We start from the raw sequence: 17,918 nt of genomic DNA on the forward strand, positions 1-17,918 counted from the left end.
GGGCGCGATTGCTGGCGCCCGCCGTGTTGCAGGTCGATGCTTACAGCTTGCCGCGGATGCCGACGTAGAAGGTACGGCCGTTCGAGTAGAAGGCGCGCGGGCGGTCTTCGTTCTCGGCGTACATCTTGATCGTTTCGTTGGTCAGGTTGAGTGCGTCGAAGGTCAGGGTGAAGCGCTCGTTCAGTTTCACGTTCACCGAGGCGGCCAGCGAGGGCATGCTGTCCACGTGCTGGCTGGCGCCGCGGTCGACGCCGGCCTTGTACTTCGAGCGGTAGTTGTAGGCCAGGCGCGCGGAGAAGCGCTCGTTCTCGAAGTAGCCGGTGACGTTCCAGGTGTTGCGCGAGGAGTTCAGCAACTCGCCGCCGTCATCGAGCTTGCCGTCGGCATGGGTGTAGTTCACCAGGGTGCCGAAGTTCTCCCACAGCGGCTGCTGCCAGCTCAGCTCGATCCCCTTGTTGCTGCCGGTGGTGTTGTACGGCGAGGTGATCTGGTACTGGGTCTGGGTGTTGCGCTTGTTGTTGAAGTAGGTTCCCGTCGAGGTGCCCTGGGCCACGATGGAGCGGAAGTCCATGTAGAAGAAGCCCGCCGACAGCAGCGCCTTCGGCGCGTAGTACCACTCGGCGCCCACGTCGAAGTTCACCGAGCGCACCGGATCCAGGTTGACGTTGCCGCCGCTGCCGCTCAGGGCGTCGTCGTTGAGCGAAACCGAGCCGCCCAGCGCCGAATAATCCGGTCGGGCGATGGTCTTGGCCAGCGCGGTGCGCAGCACCAGGGTCGGCGAGACGTCGTACTTCAGGTTGGCGCTCGGCAGGTAGTCGGTATAGGTGCGCTTGAAGGTGGTCGGGGTATAGGGACCGAAGGCCGAGCCGGTGATGGCACTTGGGCCGCCCGGCAGGTTGACGATCGTCGTCTGGCGCGTCTCGACGGCGCGCAAGCCGATGTTGCCGCTCCAGTTGTCGGCGCCGAAGTCGGCCATCGCATACAGGGCCGCGGTCTTCTCGCCGACCTGGAACTCGTTCATCCAGTTGTGGCGCAGGGTGTAGTCGAGCAGGCGGTTGCCCGGGACCGCACCCCAGGCGCCGAGGGCCGCGCCGTCGTATTTGAAGTAGTTGTTCAGGATGTTGCCGCCCAGGTCCTTGCCGAAGTCGCCCGGGTACATCTGGCCGTTCCAGGCCGGGCCGGGGGCCGTGAAGCCGGTCGCGCCCGGACGGGTCTCGAGCGGATGCTCGGCGGTGCGGGTGTGGTCGGTCCAGCGCGCGCCGAAGCGGATCGCCGAAATCATCGAATCCTGCATGCGCCATTCGCCGTCGAGCTGGGCGTACTTTTCCTGGTCGACCGACTGCGACTCGCCGCCACCGGCCCAGGCGGTGCTGCCCGGCGATGCGGTGTTCCCGCCCGGGTAGCTCACGCTAGCCGGCGACAGGCCGTTCAGCGCATAGACCATGCCGCCGTCGACGTTGTTCTGGTAGTAGACGTCGTCACGGTCCCAGCCCACGCCGTGGGTCTTGCCGATCTTGCCCGAGAGGGTCAGCTGGTCGTTGACCTTGTGCTTGCCGTTCAGGTCGAGGTACCAGGATTCGCCGCCGGCGTCCGGACGGTAGATGTTGTCGACCTCGCCCGCATTGCGGGTGAAGGCGGCGCCCACCAGGGTGCCGTTCTTGATGACCGGGTTCTGCGGCACCAGGTTCATGCTGTTGATCGAGTTGGCCGGCGCGGCGAGCCAGTTGGTGTTCTGGTGCGGGGCATCGAGCTTGGAATAGAAGCCGTTCAGGTCGATGCTGGTGCCGCGCTGCGGGCGCAGCTCGATGTCGAAGGCGCCGCCCTGGCGCTTCTTGGTCTGCTCGAAGAGGGCCGCGCCAATAAACGTCGGGACCACCACGCCGCGCAAGGCGGGATTGGCGGCGACGGCCGCGCTGGTCGGGCTGATCGGGGTGTAGCCGAGGATCTCCTGGCCGTCGCGGCGCACGCTGGCCTTTTCCGAGAAGCCCTGCAGCAGCACGCCGAAGGTGCTGGCTTCGTTCTTCCAGCTGACCAGGCCCGAGAGGTGGGGCTCGGCCTTGCTTGATAAGTCGTTGTAGTTGGCCTGGATCGAGCCTTCCACGGTCAGCGGCTTGCGGAAGTCGAGGGGACGGCGGGTGATGACGTTGATGGCGCCGGAGACGCCGCCTTCGACCAGGTCGGCGGTCGGGCTCTTCTGCACGACGATCGAGCCGACCAGTTCGGAAGGCAGCAGCGAGAAGCTGCTGGAGCGGCCGACGTTGCCGCCGATCTGGTTCAGCACGTACCAGTCGCCGGTGCTGATCGCGTGGCCGTTGAACAGGGTCTGCTGCAGGCTGGGGCTGGTGCCGCGCAGGCTGACGCGGTCGTTCTCGCCGAAGCCGCCTTCGCCGCCGGCCGAGGACTGGGTATTCACGCCCGGCAGGCGCTGGATCGCGTCGGCGACGTTCTTATCGGGCATCTTGCCGATGTCCTCGGCGGTCACCACCTCGACCACCGAGTCGGCGTTGCGCTTCTGGCGCAGCGACTGCTCGAGGGCGGCGCGCACGCCGGTCACCACCACGGTCTGGGGCTCGACCTGCTCCTGAGCCATCACCGGGCTGCCGAGGCCAATGAGGAATACCGCCACGCCGACCGCGATCGCGGTGCGCTTGTACTGCTGCCTTGCCATCAACTCGTTCATGTTCTCTCCAAAACATTATGGTGATTCCGCGAAGGGCCGGAACCGCTTCTTTCACTTCAGCCGTCGGTCTCGACCGCGTGTGGACGTTTGTGCGTCTCTCGTGTGGGAGGCATTGTGGAGTGATCTTTTCGGCCATGTTTGTCAAATCTTGCTAAGAAGATGCGATTTCATCGGCATGACACATCGGCGTGCTAGCCGGGCCGGACCGTCCCGGCACTGTCGAAAAGTTTTACAGAACAACAATAATATTTGATATGAAATATATAATTTATTAGCAAAATCAATGGCTTGGCCAAGTGGCATGTAATGTGCTAGTTCAATTGGGAGAGAGCGGTTCCACGATTGAACACACGGAGGCAACCATGATGAAGAAGGTGATGCTGGCCCTGGCTTGTGCCGTCGCCATGGGCACGGCGCAGGCCGATGTTCTGCTGGTAGAGAATTTCGATAACGTGAATGCCCTGCGAGACGGGGGGCAATGGATCTTCGAGAACGCAAGCGAGCCGCCGGGCATTGCACCGGGCTGGGTGCAGGGCAATCCAGACGTATTCGAAGCGCACCAGGGCGAGAGGAACGCATACATCGCGTCCAGCTTCGAAAGCGCCGCACCCAACGGACAGCTGGACGACCGCCTGTTTACGCCGCTGTTTTCGCTCGAGAACGGGGCGATCGCCACGTTCTGGCTGCGCGGCGCCAACGACCCCGGATTCTTCGACATGGTCGTCTACGGCTACACCGACGGCGGCGCCGATCCGCTCGATTTCATCCTCCAGGAAGTCACCACCGCCCCGGATGGGTGGACGCAGTACTCCATCACGATCGATGCGCGCGCCGGCGACGGACGCCTGGGCTTCGTGCACACCGGTCCGGAAGCCACCTCGAACTATGTCGGCCTCGATACGCTGCGCATCGTCGACGGGCGCGAGGGCGATGTTCCGGAGCCCGCAACCCTGCTGATCATGGGCATCGGCCTGGCTGGCCTGGCGGCAAGCCGCCGCCGCTGAGCGTCATCAGCCGGGGCCCATCGTGCTCCGGATTTTTTTCTGCCCCGGTAGACTGTGTCCATGTCTTGACGGCGCGCCTGGCGCCTTCTCTTCGGAAAGGACGATGACATGGCTGCTACGACGAATGGCGCTTCCGTTTCGGTCTGGATGGACACCGCGCAGGTGCCCGCCCGGCCTCCCCTCCCCGGCGACCTCGACGTCGACGTCTGCGTGATCGGCGCCGGCATCGCCGGCCTCACCACCGCCTACCTCGCGGCCCGCGAGGGGCGCAGCGTGGCGGTGATCGACGCGCTGGGCATCGGCGCCGGCGAGACCGGGCGCACCACCGCCCACCTGTTTCCGCCCGACGAGTGGTATGCCTTCATCGAAGACAAGTTCGGGCAGGCCAATGCGCGCCTGGTGGCCGAGAGCTATGCGCGCGCCATCGACCTGGTCGAATCGATCGCCGCGCAGGAGCACATCGCCTGCGAATTCGAGCGTCTCGACGGCTACCTCTATGCCCTGCCCGGCAACGGCTTTCGCGACCTCGAGAAGGAACATGCCTGCGCCGCGCGCGCCGGCGTGCCGGTCGAACTGGTCGCCGGCGTACCCGGCCTGCCTTTCGACACCGGCCCGGCGGTGCGCTATGCCGGCCAGGCCCAGTTCCATCCGCTGAAATACCTGGCCGGCCTCGCCGCCGCCATCGAACGGCGCGGCGGGAAGATCTTCGGCGGCACCCACGCGCACCGGGTGCGCGGCGATGCGCAGCAGCAGACCGTGTCCACCGACCATGGCGAGGTCCGGGCGCGCGCCGTGGTGCTGGCCACCCACACGCCCTTCAACGACCGCGTGGTGATGCACACCAAGCAGGCCGGCTACCGCACCTACGTGGTCGGCCTGGAAGTCCCGCGCGGATCGTTGCCGCGCATCCTGCTGTGGGACACGGGCGACCCGTATTACTACGTGCGCCTGGAAAGCCCGGAAGGACTCGGGCACGACATCCTGGTGGTGGGTGGCGCGGACCATAAAACCGGCCACGACGATCATCCGGAACACCGCTACGACGAGATCGAACGCTGGACCCGCGAGCACTTCCCGCAGGCGGGAAGGGTCGCCTACCGCTGGTCGGGCGAGGTGATGGAACCGTCCGACGGCCTGCCCTACCTGGGCCGCAATCCGATGGACGACGAGAACGTCTACCTGATCACGGGCGACTCGGGCAACGGCATGACCCACTGCACCATCGGCGCCATGCTGGTGAACGACCTGATCGCGGGCCGCGACCATCCCTGCTACGCGCTCTACGATCCCTCCCGCAAGCCGGTGCATGGCCTTGCCGATTTCGCCTCCGAGCAGGCCAAGACCATGGCGCGCTACGGCGAATGGCTGACCGGCGGCGACGTCGATTCGGTCCAGGAAATCGCGGCCGGCGAAGGCGCGGTGGTGCGCGACGGCCTGCGCAAGATCGCCGTCTACCGCGACGCCCAGGGCGGCCTGCACGCGGTGTCGGCCAAGTGCACCCACCTGGGCTGCGCCGTGCACTGGAATTCGGCCGAACGTTCCTGGGACTGCCCCTGCCATGCCTCGCGCTTCGACATCGAGGGCAATGTGCTGCACGGCCCGGCGCCCGAACCGCTGGAGAAGGTCGAACTGCAGGAAGGCGGCGCGCCGCCGCCGCGTTCGCCGCGCGCCGGCATGCGCGGCCGGAACGTGCGCTGAGCGGCCACGCTAGCCGACCGTAAACGACGACACCAGCCCGCGGGCTGGTGTCGCATGCGGCCGCGCGGGCCGCATCTGGTGTGAGCTGCGGATCAGTAGCCGCGGCCGGTGCTGCTGGTGCTGCTCGTGGTGCCGCCGGTGCTGCTGGTGCCGGTGGTGCTGGTCGAACCGGTGGTGCCGGCGCGGCCGGTGGCGTCCATGGTGCCGGTCGAGCTGGAAGTGCCCGTCGTGCCGGTGCTGCCCGAGGAGCCGCTGGTGCCCATCGAACCGCTCGAGCCCGAGGAACCGCTGCTCGAACGGGTCGGCGGTTCGCTCGATGCGCCGGTGCTGGTGCGCCCTGCTTCCACGCCCTGGCTGTCATAGCCGCTCCAGCCCTGGGAGCCGCTGCTGCCGCTGGTGCCGGTAGCGCCCATCGAGCCGGTCGAGCCGCTGCTGCCGGTGCCCATGGAGCCGGTGGCGCCAGTGGAGCCGGTACCGGTCGCGTTCATCGAGCCGCTGGTGGTGCTGCTGGTGCCCATGGAACCGCTGGTGCTGGAACCGGTCGCGCCGCTGGTGCTCGAGCCGCTCTTGCGGTCCTGGCCACCCATCGGGCTGCCGGTGTCGGCGGCGCTGCTGGTGCCGGTCTTGCTGTGGTCCGCGCCTTGCTTCTGCTGCGAGCTGCCGGTCGCGCTGGCCGACGAGCTGCCGCTGCTCTGGTCGTTCATGCTGGAACTGGCGCTGGTGCCGGCGCCGCGGGTGTTCTGGGTACCATCGCTCGATTGTGCGTGGACGGTGGTGGCGCCGAACATGGCGGCGGCAACGGAAGCACCCAGCAGGCCTTTCAGTAGCTTGTTCATTTTCATGTCAATCTCCTAAATTTGTCTTCGGGGCAAACTGCTCAACAATATCAAAAAGATATTGTTTAGGGGTCCGAGTGTAGAGAGGCACGAATGAGGGAGGCGCACGGTAGCCTCCCGGAAAATACCGAACAGGCTTATGGTTGAGCTGCTCGCGCGGCCTGGGCCGACAGGGTGCCGAGCTGGGTGTACAGGGGCAGGATGTTGCTCTTGTCGTCAGGATAGACTCGGTTCGACAGGAAGACGTAGAAGCTGCGCGAGCCCGGATCGACCCACAGGATGCAGCCCGTGAAACCCGTGTGGCCGTAGGAACCGAGCGGGAACACGGCCCCGCGCGGGCGTTGGGCATAAGGAGAATCGATGTCCATGCCCATGCCGCGCAGGGCCAGGCCTGGTGGCGACTGCCTGGTGGTCAGCAGGCGCACCGATTGCGCGGACAACACGCGTACGCCCTCGAGTTCGCCGCCATTGAGGAGCATGCGGGCGAAGCGCGCCACGTCGCGCGCCGTGGTGAACACGCCGGCCGATCCGCCCACATTGCCCATGCGGCGCACGGTCGGGTCGTGCACCTCGCCCTGCAGCAGCTGGCCGGGAGCCAGGTCGCCGTGCAGGGCGGCGCCAGGCCCTTCCGCGCCGCGCTGGGTCGGCGCGATCGCGCCTGCCGGCATGCGTGCGAGCGGCAGATAGCCGGTGTCGCGCATGCCCAGCGGCCCGTAGAAGCGCTGCTGCACGAAGCGGTCGATGCCCATGCCGGAGGCCTGCTCGACCAGGCGGCCCAGCAGGATGTAATTGATGTCCGAGTAGCGGAAGAAGGTGCCGGGCGTGTGCGTCACGCTTTGCGCGCAGGCCAGCGCATACGCCGCCTCCTTGCCCTGCCACGCGGGCCTGGCCGGCAGGCCCGCCGGCAGTCCCGAGGAATGGGTCAGCAGCTGGCGCACCGTGATGGCGTCCTTGCCGCCGCCCGCGCATTCCGGGAAGTAGCGCACCAGGGGCGCTTCGAGGTCGATCCTGCCCTCTTCCGCCAGCAACAGCACCGCGGGCGCCGTCGCCAGCACCTTGCTGAGCGAGGCGGCGTCGAACACCGTATCCGGCGTCACCTTCGTTGCGCCGGCGTCGTAGGTATAGGCGCCGAAAGCTTGTTCGTGGATGGCGCCGTCGCGCTCCAGGTGGAACACGGCGCCGGGCAGCTTGCGGGCGGAGATATTGTCTTCGATGGCGCGGTCCAGCTCGGCCAGCCGGGCCTGGTCAAGCCGCATCCCGGTCTTTCCCGGCAGTTGGGCGCAGCCGGCGAGGAGCAGGGCGGTGGCGAGGATGGCGGTGCGGCGGCATGGCGAATGGCTGGGCATGGGACATCGGACGGTAAATGGTCCGATCGATCATAAAGACGGGTCCGCCACGGGTCAATCTTTACAGTACGGCAAGCAACATCGCGAAAAATGGGGCCTTCGCACGCGAAAATACGCTTCGGCGTATCATGAACGGATGATCCCATTTTCCATACTCGACCTCGCGCCCATCACTGAAGGCAGCGATGCGGCCACCTCCTTCCAACGTTCACTCGACCTCGCCCAGCATGGCGAACGCTGGGGCTACCAGCGCTTCTGGCTGGCCGAACACCACGGCATGCCGGGCATTGCCAGCGCGGCGACCGCCGTCCTGATCGGCCACGTGGCGGCCGGCACCAGCACGATCCGGGTCGGCGCCGGCGGCATCATGCTGCCGAACCACTCCCCGCTCGTGATCGCCGAGCAGTTCGGCACCCTCGCCTCGCTCTACCCGGGCCGGATCGACCTGGGCCTGGGCCGTGCGCCGGGCTCGGACCACACCACCGCGCGCGCCCTGCGCCGCAACCTGGCGTCGGATGCCGACGAGTTCCCGCAGGACGTGGTGGAGCTGATGGATTACTTTGCCGACTCGCCACGCCGCCAGGTCCGCGCGGTGCCGGGCGCGGGCCTGGACGTGCCGGTCTGGATCCTCGGTTCCAGCCTGTTCGGCGCCCAGCTGGCGGCGGCGCTCGGCCTGCCCTATGCCTTCGCCTCGCACTTCGCGCCGCAGATGATGATGCAGGCGATCGAACTCTACCGCTCGACCTTCCGGCCTTCGAAGCAGCTCGACAAGCCCTACGTGATGCTGGGCTTTAACGTGTTCGCCGCCGACAGCGACGAGGAAGCGCAGTTGCTGGCGACCTCGATGCAGCAGGCTTTCGTGAACCTGCGCACCGGCCGCCCGACCAAGCTGCAGCCGCCGGTTCCCGGTTATCTGGAGAGCCTGGGAACGGCCGAGCGCATGATGCTCGATTCCGTGCTGTCCTGCACCGCGATCGGTGCGCCGGCCACCGTGGAAAGCCAGCTGCGCAGCTTCATCGCGCGCACGAAGCCGGACGAGCTGATGATCACCTCGCAGATCTTCGACCACGCGGCGCGCCTGCGCGCCTACGAGATCACGGCCGAGATCAATCGCAAGGGCTAAGTACTCAGGCGTCCCCCGTCCCCGCATGCAGCATGTCGATCAGGGCGCGCGTCGAGCGTACCCTGCCCATCTTCGGGAAGATGTGCTTGCAGGCGAAATGATGGGCCTCGGCGTCCATGCTCGACATCGCATCTTCCGCGAATACCAGCTTGTAGCTGCGGTCAAACGCCGCGCGCGCCGTCGATTCCACACCGAAATTCGTCGCGATCCCGCCCAGCAGCAGGGTGTCGATGTGGCGCCGGCGCAGCAGCTGGTCCAGCTCCGTGCCGTAGAAGGCGCCCCACTGGCGCTTGGTGACGACGATGTCGGTCGCTTCCACCCCGGCCATCTCGGCCAGTTCGGACGCATCGTAGGGTGGCGCAGCCGCGCCGGGCGGGCGCATCGGCGCATCGGCCAGCGGGACCGGCAGTTCGTTGAGTAAAACACGCACGTAGACGACCATGGCGCCGCGGCTGCGCATTTCCTGCGCCAGCAGCACGCAGTTGCCGACCGTCTGCTCGGCCGTATAAGGCGCCAGCTCGCGCTTGACGTTGCTGTTCTGCAGGTCGATCAGGACGAGCGCCGTGCGCGCGAGAATCAGGGTGTGTTCGGTCATTGCTTGTTACCTCCTCGCGCGCAGTATTCATGAATCAGGCCGGGTGCGGCGCACACGGCTACAATGCCTCGACTATTCTTTCCGGAGGAAGCATGCAACGTCGCCAGTTCATCCACCTTTCCTCACTCGCCGCCGGCGCCGCCATCCTGCCTGGCTGCGCGGCCATTTCCAGCCTCACTACCGGTCCCCTGATCGAGCGCCACCTGCCTGCCGGCTATAGCGGCGTGGCCGCCGTGCGCAAGCATGCGGATTCTCCGCTCGTCATCAAGGCGGCCGGCCTGGCGCTGCGCGAAGAGTCGCAGGCCAATACGAAGGAAACCCGCTTCATGATCGGCTCGTCCACCAAGTGGATCGCCGCCGTGACCGTGCTGCGCCTGGTGGACATGGGGACGCTCGAGCTCGGCGCCCCGATCGCCCGCCACCTGCCGGAACTGCCGCCTGAAAACGGCGCGGTGACCTTGCGCCAGCTGCTGTCGCACCGCAGCGGCATCCCGAACGGCCTGGCGGAAGCGCTCGGCAAGGACAGCAAGGTGCGCGACCTGGAAATCGGCCCGGTCGAGGCAGCGCTGCGCTTCGCCAGGGGACCGCTCGCCTTCAAGCCGGGCGAGCGCTTCGACTACTCGGTGGTGAACTACGTGCTCGTGGCCGCCATCGTCGAACGGGCGACGAAGAAGCCGTTCACCGAGAGCGTGCAGGAACTGGTGCTGGGGCCGGCCGGCGTGAAGGACACCGGCTTCGCCGCCACCGGCTACGAGGATGAGGTCGGCATGGCCGTGGGCTATGCGGCCGACGGCAAGCGCAAGACGCCGTCCGCCCCGCCGATGATCGCGGCCAGCGGCACCTTGTACAGCACGGCGGCGGACCTGGTCGCGATCGCGGACGCGGTCTACCGCAAGAAACTGCTGTCGCCGGCCGCCCTGCGTGAACTGTCCACGGTCCACGACGCAGGCGAGCACTACGCGCTGGGCGGGCGCGTGCAGACCGTGCAGACGAAACAAGGCGCCCGCTCCCTGGCATGGGAAACGGGCGCCTTCGGGGGATACAAGAGCGTGCTGGCCTACGACCTGGCCGATGGCCGCGCCGTCGTCATGCTGAACAATACCGACATGACGCAGACGGAACTGGGCAAGATCGCGACCGCCCTGTTTACTGATATGTAGGGTGGACGGCTTCGCCGTCCGCGCGTTCGACTCCCGTGTGAACGGATGCGGTGCGACTGCTCCGCGGCTGGTTGAACGCGCGGACGGGAAACCCGTCCACCCTACGAAAGCATCGGCCGCTTACTGTACCGGCTTGCCGTCCGCGTCGATCTTGCGGACTTCGCCGATGTTCAGCGCGCGGATGCCGGATTCGACCTTGCTCATGTCGCCGACCACGATCCACACCAGGCGGTCCGGCGTGAAGCTGCGCGCCGCCAGGGCATTGGCCTGCGCCGGGGTAAGCGACAGGGCCTTCTGGGTGTAGCTGTTGTAGTAGTCGTCCGGCAGGCCGAACTGCACGATGTTGCTGTAGGCGCCGGTGAGCTGGCCCGCGGTTTCGAAGCCGCCCGGCAGACCCAGGGTGTTGTTGTCGACCGCAGCCTTCAACTCTTCCGCCGTGATCGGCTTGCCGCCCGCGATGTCGCGGTACTCGCGCACCAGTTCCTGCATCGCTTCGCGGGTCTTGTCGGTCTGCACCGGCGAGACGCTCATGAAGGGACGCTGGCCCAGGGCCGGCTGCAGCAGGCTGCGCACGCCATAGGACCAGTGCTTGTCTTCGCGCAGGTTCATGTTGATGCGCGAGCTGAAGGTGCCGCCGAACAGGTCGTTGACGATCTCCAGCGGCAGCGCGTCCGGATCGTTGCGCGGACCAGCCAGCTGGGCGCCCACGATCACGCTCTGCAGCGCGCCCGGACGGTCGACCAGGTAGACCACGCTCTTTTCAGGCGCAGGCACCTTGGCCAGCACCTTCTTCGGCACCTCGCCGGCTTTCCAACCCGCGAAGGCTTTCTCGAGCTGCGGCTTGATCTCGGCCAGGGTGGTATCGCCCACCACCAGCAGGGTCGCGTTGTTCGGCTTGAACCAGGTGGCGTGGTACTTCACCAGGTCGTCGCGGCTCATGCGCTTGACGGCGTCCTCGGTGCCGGTGCCGGTGAAGGGCTTGGCATAGGGATGGTCCTTGCCGTACAGGATTTCGGGCAGCACGCGCAGCGCCATCAGCTGCGGCACGGTCTTCTCGCGCGCGATCGCAGCCAGGCGGTCCTTCTGCAGGCGTTCGAACTCGTTCTGCGGGAAGGACGGGTTCAGGATCAGGTCCGAGTACAACGCCAGCGCCTGCGGCATGGTGGCCTTGAGCGTGTTCATGTACACGGTGCCGCTGTCGAGGCTGGCGCCGGCGCCGAACTGGGCGCCCAGGCTTTCGAAGGCTTCGCCGATTTCCAGCGACTTGCGGGTCCTGGTGCCCTCTTCCAGCATGCGCATGGCCAGGCTGGCGACGCCCGGCTTGTCCGCCGCATCCGAGGCGTAGCCGCTGTCGACCAGCAGCTGGAAGTTGACCACCGGCGCTTCGTGACGCTCGGCCAGCACGACCTTCAGGCCGTTCGACAGGGTCGTCTTCTGCATTTCCGGGAGCTTGAGCGCCATCGGCTTGCCGAGCGCCGGCTCCTTGCTGCGGTCCACGCCCGGCTTGCCGGCGGCCAGGCCGGTCGGATACGGGTCGACCTGCAGGATGAAGTCGCCGTCGCTCAGCCAGTCGTTCATGGCCTTCTTCACGGATGCCGGGGTGGCGTCCTTGATGCGCTGGAGGTAGACCTTGTAGCAGTCCGGATTGCCGGTGAAGGTCTGGCACGATGCCAGCAGGTCGCTCTTGCCGCCGAAGCCGCCGACGCGCTCGATCATGCGGGTGTAGCGGGCCAGGATGGCGGTCTTGGCCAGGCGCAGTTCGGCTTCCGTCGGGCCGTTCTTCATCAGGGCCTTCAGCTCTTCGTCGGCGATGCGTTCCATCTTCGCCACGTCGGCGCCCGGACGCGCGGTCAGGGTCATGTCGAACTGGCCGCCGATTTCCGACGCGTCGTCGCTGGCGACGGCGCTGGTCGCGATCTGGTCCTTGTAGACCAGGCGCTTGTACAGGCGCGAGGTCTTGCCGCCGCCGAGCACCAGGGCCGCGAGATCCAGCTGCGCTTCTTCGGGCGTGTTCGCGCCCGGCACGTTCCAGGTACGGTAGATGCGCGACTGCGGCACGCGGTCCTGCACGACCGTGCGGTGGGTGCCGGTGCGCTTGGCGATCCAGGCTTCATGCTTGGCCAGCGGCGGGCCCGGTGGAATATGGCCGTAGTACTGCTCGACCTTCTGGCGCGCCACTTCCGGGGTAATGTCGCCGGACAGCACCAGCACGGTGTTGTTCGGGCCGTAGTTCTTCTTGAACCATTCCTGCACGTCGGTCATGGTGGCCGCGTCGAGGTCTTCCATCTTGCCGATCACGGTCCAGGAGTAAGGGTGGCCGACCGGGTAGGTGTTCGTCACCAGCAGCTCGTAGGCGACGCCGTAGGGCTGGTTCTCGCCCTGGCGCTTCTCGTTCTGCACGACGCCGCGCTGCAGGTCGAGCTTCTTCTGGTCGACGGTGCCGAGCAGGTGGCCCATGCGGTCGCTTTCGGCGAACAGCGCATAGTCCAGCATCGAGGTCGGCACGTTCTGGAAGTAGTTGGTGCGGTCGGTATTCGTGGTGCCGTTCAGGTCGGTCGCGCCGATGCCTTCCATGGCGTTCAGGTAGGTCTTCTTGAAGTTGTCGCTGCCGCTGAACATCAGGTGTTCGAACAGGTGGGCGAAGCCGGTCTTGCCCGGCTTTTCATTCTTCGAGCCCACGTGGTACCAGGTGTTGATCGCCACCACCGGGGTCTTGTGGTCTTCGTGCACCAGCACGGTCAGCCCGTTCTTCAGGGTGAACTTGGTGTAGGGAACATTCGGGATCGGAATGTCGGGGGTGCTGGATTGCTTGGCCGGGGCCGCCTGGACGGCGGACATGCCGAAGGCAAGCGCGAGCGCTGCGGCCAGCTGGGTGCTGCGACGAAGGGATACTGCCATGCTGCTCCTCCAAAGGACCATCCGGAATGGATGCGATGGAGCATTCTAGGCAGCTTTTCTTGTGGCAACAATGGCAATGCGACGAATGACGAAGAATCCATGCACAGCGCATTCGTAGGGGTGATCTGGTCCGGTGGACCAGATCACGCTCTGCCGACCGCGCGTCCAACTCCCGGTCGCACCGTGGCAACGCATGGTCTGGCTGGACGCGCGGTCGGGGGACCCGACCACCCTACGGAAATCATTGCGGCACGATCCTGAGCAAACTGCCCTTGTCCTCATCGGTCAATGCATACAACTGCCCGTCCGGCCCCTGGCGCACGTCGCGCACGCGCTTGCCGATGTCGAGCTGTTCCTGCTTCACCACCTTGCCCTGGGCGTCGAAGGCGATGCGGCGGATGTCCTTCGAGGCCAGTCCGCCGGAGAGCAGGCTGCCCTGCCATTGCGGGAAGGCCTTGCCGGTGTAGTACACCAGGCCCGAGGGCGCCGGCGAGGGCACCCAGGCCAGCAGCGGCTGCACCATGCCGGGCACGTTCTTCGTGCCGACCGGTTCGCGGCTGCTGTAGTCGGCGCCATAGCTCTGCAGCGGCCAGCCGTAGTTCTTGCCGCCCTCGATCAGGTTGATCTCGTCGCCGCCGCGCGGGCCGTGCTCGCTGGCCCAGACGCGCCCGCTCTGCGGGTCGACCGCGATGCCCTGGATGTTGCGGTGGCCGATGCTCCACAGTTCCGGCAGCGCGCCCTGCCGGTTCGCCAGCGGATTGCCGGGCGCCGGCTTGCCCTCGCCCGTCAGGCGCAGGATGGAACCGTTGTGGCTGCCCAGGTTCTGGGCCTGGTCGCGCGCCAGCATATTGCCCACGCGCTGGGGCGGATTGCCGCCGTCGCCGATGCTCATCAACAGGGTGCCGTCCTTCAGGAACACGATGCGCGAACCGAAGTGCTGGCCGCCGCTCTTCGCGGGCGAGGCGGAAAAGAGCGTCTTCACGCCGTGCACCCGCTTGCCGTCGAAGACGCCCTGCACCAGCACGGTCCGGTTGGCGCTCGAGGTGCCGCTGGACATCGTCATGTAGACGCGCGCATTGGCCCCCTTGTCGGCGGGATGGACGGCGATGTCGAGCAGGCCGCCCTGGCCACTGGCGAACAGCTCGGGCAAGCCCTCGACCGGCACCGCCGCCACGCGCTTGCCGTCCACCAGGTGCAGCGTGCCTTCCTTGCCGGTGACGAGGATGCGGCCGTCGGCCAGCCAGGCCATGCCCCAGGGCTGGGGCAGGCCGTCCACGACGGTCTCGGCGCGCCAGCCCTTCGCTTTCGGCGGCTCGCCGCTCGTCTGGATGACCTGGGCCTGGACATGTGTCGCAAGCAGGGTGGACAAGACGGCAACAGACACAGCAAATGATTGATAACTCGTCATCTGATTGCTCCTAAAATTGTTCAAAACGTCAATAAAGTAGCGCATTTGCCGCGATTTCCTGCATTTTCTCTGCACGTTAAACCCAAGAGGCGTAGAATTCACGTTTCAGTTGAACCTTCATAAGGATTCCATCCGATGATGCAACGACGCGCATTCCTGAAGTCCTCCCTCCTCGCAGCAGCTCCCACCCTCAGCATCCCAGCCCTTGCCAAAACAGCACAAGCCGCTCCCGGCGAGCGTACCCTGCGCCTGTACAACACGCACACCGGCGAAAAGCTGAACACCGTGTTCTGGGCCGAAGGCGAGTTCATTCCGGATGCCATGAAAGACATCAACAAGGTCCTGCGCGACCACCGCAACAACAAGGTGGCCCAGATGGATCCCGAGCTGCTGCTCCTGCTCACCCAGCTCAACAGCAAGCTGGACAATAACAAGGAGCTGCACATCATCTCCGGCTACCGCTCGCCGGAGTCGAACGCCAAGCTGCACGCGGCCAGCAACGGGGTCGCCAAGCGCAGCCTGCACATGGATGCCAAGGCCATCGACATCCGCCTGCCGGGCAAGGACCTGCGCATGCTGCACAAGGCGGCCATGTCGCTCAAGGGCGGCGGCGTCGGCTACTACGCCGACTCGCAGTTCGTCCACATGGACACCGGCCGCGTCCGTTACTGGTAAGACCATGGCGCGGCAAGCCGACCGCGTCATCCTCCTGCTGGCCTGCCTCGCGGGCCTGCCTGCCCCTGCGCTGTCGCAATCCGGCCAGCCCGCCACCGTCACGGTGCAATCGACCCGCGATCCGGTCGACAAATCTTATCGAAAAATGATCCGGGGCATGGAACGCTTCGAGCGCGAGCGTGCCATGGCCCCGAATGCGCCCCTGCGTTTCCAGCTGCTGCCGCGCTCGCCCACGGTGGAGATGCGCGGCATCACCCTGCGGGTGGCCGGCAATACGGTCAGCGTGCCGGTCCCCGTCGCCGAAGACAACAGCTTCGTGCTGCCGCGTAACGAGACCGCGCTGCGCGAGGACGCCGCCGTGCTGGCCAACCGCAAGACCACCAGCATGACCTGGCGCGCCCTCATCGTCACGCCCGGCCTGCCGCCGGGAACCCGGCGCCTGGGCGACATGCGCCTCGAGTGCCGGGTCGGCGTCGAGGCCGGCCTGGTGTCGAACAGCTCGCCGCTGTTCAGCTGGATCAACGAGGCCCTCACCTCACCCGAACAGGTCTGCGGCAGCCCGAACGGCAATTACCTCTATTTTTCCGAGCGCCCCATCTTCGCGGTGCGCCTGCGCGCGGGCGAGCGCGTCGAAACGCTGCCCTTCCGCATGCTCTACGCCGGCGGCGAACAGTCGAAGACCGATCTGCAATACTGCGATTGCCAGGTCATGCTCGACCGCACTTTCTATGCCCCGATCTGGGACGCGGCCTGGCCGGACGACACGCTGGTGGAGTTCGAATACATGGAGGATGCGCCGTGAAGCTGCTCGCGTTCATTGTCTCCTTGTGCCTGCTGGCCGGTTGCGCCGGCACATCCGCGCCGCCCGGTGCACAGGTGGCGCTCGACCGCCTGCAGCAGACGGTGGTGCCCGGCACGACCACCAGGGCGCAATTGCTGGCCGCCTTCGGGCCGACCAAGAGCGTGGTGTTCGACAGTGGCTTTGAGAGCTGGGTCTACCAGTCTCCGGCCGGCGGCGGGCAGTTCAGTGAATTCGTCGTGCTCATCAATCCCGCAGGTGTCGTCACCAAGACCCGGACCCGTCCTGCCGCCCTGCCCTGACTCATCCGTAGTAGAGTTGTGCATTCTTCATTGCCAAGGATGCCGACATGCTGCGCAAGCTTGCCCTCCCGCTGCTCCTGAGTACCGCCCTGTGTGCACAGGCCGCGAATCTTTCGTCTACCGAGCAGCGCATCACGGCCAGTGTGACCGCCTGGCAGCCCCAGGCCATCGAGCTCCTGGCCCGCAGCGCCCGCATCAATAGCGGCACCCTGAACCTGGCCGGCGTGCGCGCCACCGGCGACGTGTTCCGCGCGGAGCTCGACAAGCTCGGCTTCAAGACCGCCTGGCTCGACATGCCCAAGGAGATGGGACGCGCCGGCCACCTGGTCGCCACCCGCACGGGCAAGAAAGGCAAGCGCCTGCTGCTCCTCGGCCACCTCGATACCGTGTTCGAGCAGAGCGCGCCGGGCCCGCTGTGGCAGCGCGAAGGCGACAGCGCGCGCGGCCAGGGCGTGGGCGACATGAAGGGCGGCAATGTGATCGTGATCGCGGCCCTGCGCGCCCTCCAGCAGGCCGGGGCGCTGGACGACACCACCATCACCGTCCTGTTCACCGGCGACGAGGAGGAAGCCGGCTACCCGCGCGAGGTCTCGCGGCGCGACATGGTCGAGCTGGCCAAGCGCAGCGACATCGCGCTCAGCTTCGAAGCCGCGATCGGCAAGGACGGGCAGCCGATGGCCACCGTCGGCCGCCGCGCCACCGCCAGCTTCGACCTCGACGTGACGGCCCGCCAGGGCCATTCGATGAGCGTGTTCGGCGTCAACGGCTTCGGCGCCGTCTACGAAGCCGCCCGCATCCTCGACGCATTCCGTCGCGAGGTGGCGGAACCGGGCCTGACCTTCAACCCGGGCGTGATCCTGGGCGGCACCGAGGTCGCCTTCGATGAGGCGAATTCCACCGGCACCGTGGCCGGCAAGACCAATGTCATCGCCAACCGCGTCACCGTGCGCGCCGACCTGCGCTACCTCGACTACGCCCAGCGCGACCGCGCCCAGGCCCGCATGCGCGCCATCGTGGAGCAGCACCTGCCGGGGACCGACGCGAAGATCACTTTCCGCGATTCCTATCCGCCGATGGCGGTCACGCCGGGCAACCTGAAGCTGCTGGCCCAGTATTCGCAGGCCAGCCAGGATGCCGGGCTGGGTGCGGTGGGCATGGTGCCGCCGGAATCGCGCGGCGCCGGCGACATCCAGTTCGTCGCGCCCCTCGTCGACAGTCTGGACGGCCTTGGCGCGAGCGGTAGCGGCTCCCACGGGCCGGACGAGCGCGTGGACCTGAAATCCCTGGAAAGTTCCGCGATCCGCGCAGCCCTGCTGATCTACCGCCTGACACGCTGAGCGGTGCGTGCATGCGCACGACTTCGCTGGCAGAATAGCCGGACAAGCTGAACGCGA

Annotated in this window: 14 protein-coding genes; 8 read left to right on the plus strand and 6 right to left on the minus strand. The window is 66.6% G+C overall.

Features of this window, described 5'->3' with window-relative positions:
- Positions 1–40 precede the first annotated feature (40 nt).
- On the minus strand, positions 41–2,680 hold the full coding sequence (locus NX780_RS16710; RefSeq protein ID WP_258829009.1) for a TonB-dependent receptor: 2,640 nt from the start codon (positions 2,678–2,680) through the stop codon (positions 41–43).
- Between the two features lie 362 nt (positions 2,681–3,042).
- Here NX780_RS16710 and NX780_RS16715 point away from each other — a divergent pair, with 362 nt between their 5' ends.
- Both NX780_RS16715 and NX780_RS16720 read left to right on the plus strand, forming a co-directional pair.
- A complete protein-coding gene (locus tag NX780_RS16715) occupies positions 3,043–3,684 on the plus strand; it encodes a choice-of-anchor J family PEP-CTERM protein (RefSeq protein WP_258829010.1) in 642 nt (213 codons plus the stop codon).
- A 108-nt stretch (positions 3,685–3,792) separates the two neighbouring features.
- Entirely contained in the window at positions 3,793–5,382 is a 1,590-nt protein-coding gene (locus tag NX780_RS16720; RefSeq protein ID WP_258829011.1) for an FAD-dependent oxidoreductase, read from the plus strand.
- Positions 5,383–5,474: 92 nt separating this feature from the next.
- Here the strand turns inward: NX780_RS16720 and NX780_RS16725 are convergent, their stop codons facing one another.
- The gene (locus tag NX780_RS16725; RefSeq protein ID WP_258829012.1) at positions 5,475–6,224 is read right to left on the minus strand and encodes a hypothetical protein; all 750 of its coding nucleotides are present in this window, start codon (positions 6,222–6,224) and stop codon (positions 5,475–5,477) included.
- A 131-nt stretch (positions 6,225–6,355) separates the two neighbouring features.
- Positions 6,356–7,564 (minus strand): serine hydrolase domain-containing protein, encoded by a 1,209-nt coding sequence (locus NX780_RS16730; protein WP_258829013.1) that lies wholly within the window; start codon positions 7,562–7,564, stop codon positions 6,356–6,358.
- A gap of 136 nt (positions 7,565–7,700) precedes the next feature.
- Between NX780_RS16730 and NX780_RS16735 the strand changes: the two genes are divergently transcribed.
- The gene (locus NX780_RS16735) at positions 7,701–8,687 is read left to right on the plus strand and encodes an LLM class flavin-dependent oxidoreductase (protein ID WP_258829014.1); all 987 of its coding nucleotides are present in this window, start codon (positions 7,701–7,703) and stop codon (positions 8,685–8,687) included.
- Between the two features lie 4 nt (positions 8,688–8,691).
- Here NX780_RS16735 and NX780_RS16740 read toward each other — a convergent pair whose 3' ends face one another.
- The gene (locus NX780_RS16740) at positions 8,692–9,282 is read right to left on the minus strand and encodes an isochorismatase family protein (protein WP_258829015.1); all 591 of its coding nucleotides are present in this window, start codon (positions 9,280–9,282) and stop codon (positions 8,692–8,694) included.
- Positions 9,283–9,374: 92 nt separating this feature from the next.
- Between NX780_RS16740 and NX780_RS16745 the strand changes: the two genes are divergently transcribed.
- Positions 9,375–10,442: a serine hydrolase domain-containing protein gene (locus tag NX780_RS16745; RefSeq protein ID WP_258829016.1), complete on the plus strand. Its 1,068-nt coding sequence runs from the start codon at positions 9,375–9,377 to the stop codon at positions 10,440–10,442.
- A gap of 120 nt (positions 10,443–10,562) precedes the next feature.
- Here the strand turns inward: NX780_RS16745 and NX780_RS16750 are convergent, their stop codons facing one another.
- Positions 10,563–13,340, minus strand: a complete 2,778-nt coding sequence (locus NX780_RS16750; protein WP_258829017.1) for a M16 family metallopeptidase — start codon at positions 13,338–13,340, stop codon at positions 10,563–10,565.
- Between the two features lie 241 nt (positions 13,341–13,581).
- The gene (locus NX780_RS16755) at positions 13,582–14,709 is read right to left on the minus strand and encodes a PQQ-dependent sugar dehydrogenase (RefSeq protein WP_258829018.1); all 1,128 of its coding nucleotides are present in this window, start codon (positions 14,707–14,709) and stop codon (positions 13,582–13,584) included.
- Between the two features lie 174 nt (positions 14,710–14,883).
- On the opposite strand from NX780_RS16755, the gene mepK reads away from it, so the two are divergent.
- Genes mepK through NX780_RS16775 form a run of 4 tightly spaced genes read left to right on the plus strand, consistent with a single transcriptional unit; the run spans position 14,884 to position 17,861 of the window.
- Positions 14,884–15,423, plus strand: coding sequence for a peptidoglycan L,D-endopeptidase MepK (mepK, locus tag NX780_RS16760; RefSeq protein WP_258829019.1), 540 nt, complete (start codon positions 14,884–14,886; stop codon positions 15,421–15,423).
- A gap of 4 nt (positions 15,424–15,427) precedes the next feature.
- A complete protein-coding gene (locus tag NX780_RS16765) occupies positions 15,428–16,225 on the plus strand; it encodes a hypothetical protein (protein WP_258829020.1) in 798 nt (265 codons plus the stop codon).
- A complete protein-coding gene (locus tag NX780_RS16770) occupies positions 16,222–16,524 on the plus strand; it encodes a hypothetical protein (RefSeq protein WP_258829021.1) in 303 nt (100 codons plus the stop codon). The genes NX780_RS16765 and NX780_RS16770 overlap by 4 nt, the downstream gene beginning before the upstream one ends.
- Before the next feature lie 47 nt (positions 16,525–16,571).
- Positions 16,572–17,861, plus strand: a complete 1,290-nt coding sequence (locus NX780_RS16775) for a M20/M25/M40 family metallo-hydrolase (RefSeq protein WP_258829022.1) — start codon at positions 16,572–16,574, stop codon at positions 17,859–17,861.
- Positions 17,862–17,918: the final 57 nt, after the last annotated feature.

This window comes from Massilia agri, assembly GCF_024753255.1.
In the GTDB taxonomy this organism is placed as follows: Bacteria; Pseudomonadota; Gammaproteobacteria; order Burkholderiales; family Burkholderiaceae_D; genus Telluria; species Telluria agri.

What these genes read in the sequence shown, in the direction of transcription:
- NX780_RS16710 (WP_258829009.1), bottom strand. Translation starts at nt 2,680, where the DNA reads ATGAACGAGTTGATGGCAAGGCAGCAGTACAAGCGCACCGCGATCGCG.
- NX780_RS16715 (WP_258829010.1), top strand. Translation starts at nt 3,043, where the DNA reads ATGATGAAGAAGGTGATGCTGGCCCTGGCTTGTGCCGTCGCCATGGGC.
- NX780_RS16720 (WP_258829011.1), top strand. Translation starts at nt 3,793, where the DNA reads ATGGCTGCTACGACGAATGGCGCTTCCGTTTCGGTCTGGATGGACACC.
- NX780_RS16725 (WP_258829012.1), bottom strand. Translation starts at nt 6,224, where the DNA reads ATGAAAATGAACAAGCTACTGAAAGGCCTGCTGGGTGCTTCCGTTGCC.
- NX780_RS16730 (WP_258829013.1), bottom strand. Translation starts at nt 7,564, where the DNA reads ATGCCCAGCCATTCGCCATGCCGCCGCACCGCCATCCTCGCCACCGCC.
- NX780_RS16735 (WP_258829014.1), top strand. Translation starts at nt 7,701, where the DNA reads ATGATCCCATTTTCCATACTCGACCTCGCGCCCATCACTGAAGGCAGC.
- NX780_RS16740 (WP_258829015.1), bottom strand. Translation starts at nt 9,282, where the DNA reads ATGACCGAACACACCCTGATTCTCGCGCGCACGGCGCTCGTCCTGATC.
- NX780_RS16745 (WP_258829016.1), top strand. Translation starts at nt 9,375, where the DNA reads ATGCAACGTCGCCAGTTCATCCACCTTTCCTCACTCGCCGCCGGCGCC.
- NX780_RS16750 (WP_258829017.1), bottom strand. Translation starts at nt 13,340, where the DNA reads ATGGCAGTATCCCTTCGTCGCAGCACCCAGCTGGCCGCAGCGCTCGCG.
- mepK (WP_258829019.1), top strand. Translation starts at nt 14,884, where the DNA reads ATGATGCAACGACGCGCATTCCTGAAGTCCTCCCTCCTCGCAGCAGCT.
- NX780_RS16765 (WP_258829020.1), top strand. Translation starts at nt 15,428, where the DNA reads ATGGCGCGGCAAGCCGACCGCGTCATCCTCCTGCTGGCCTGCCTCGCG.
- NX780_RS16775 (WP_258829022.1), top strand. Translation starts at nt 16,572, where the DNA reads ATGCTGCGCAAGCTTGCCCTCCCGCTGCTCCTGAGTACCGCCCTGTGT.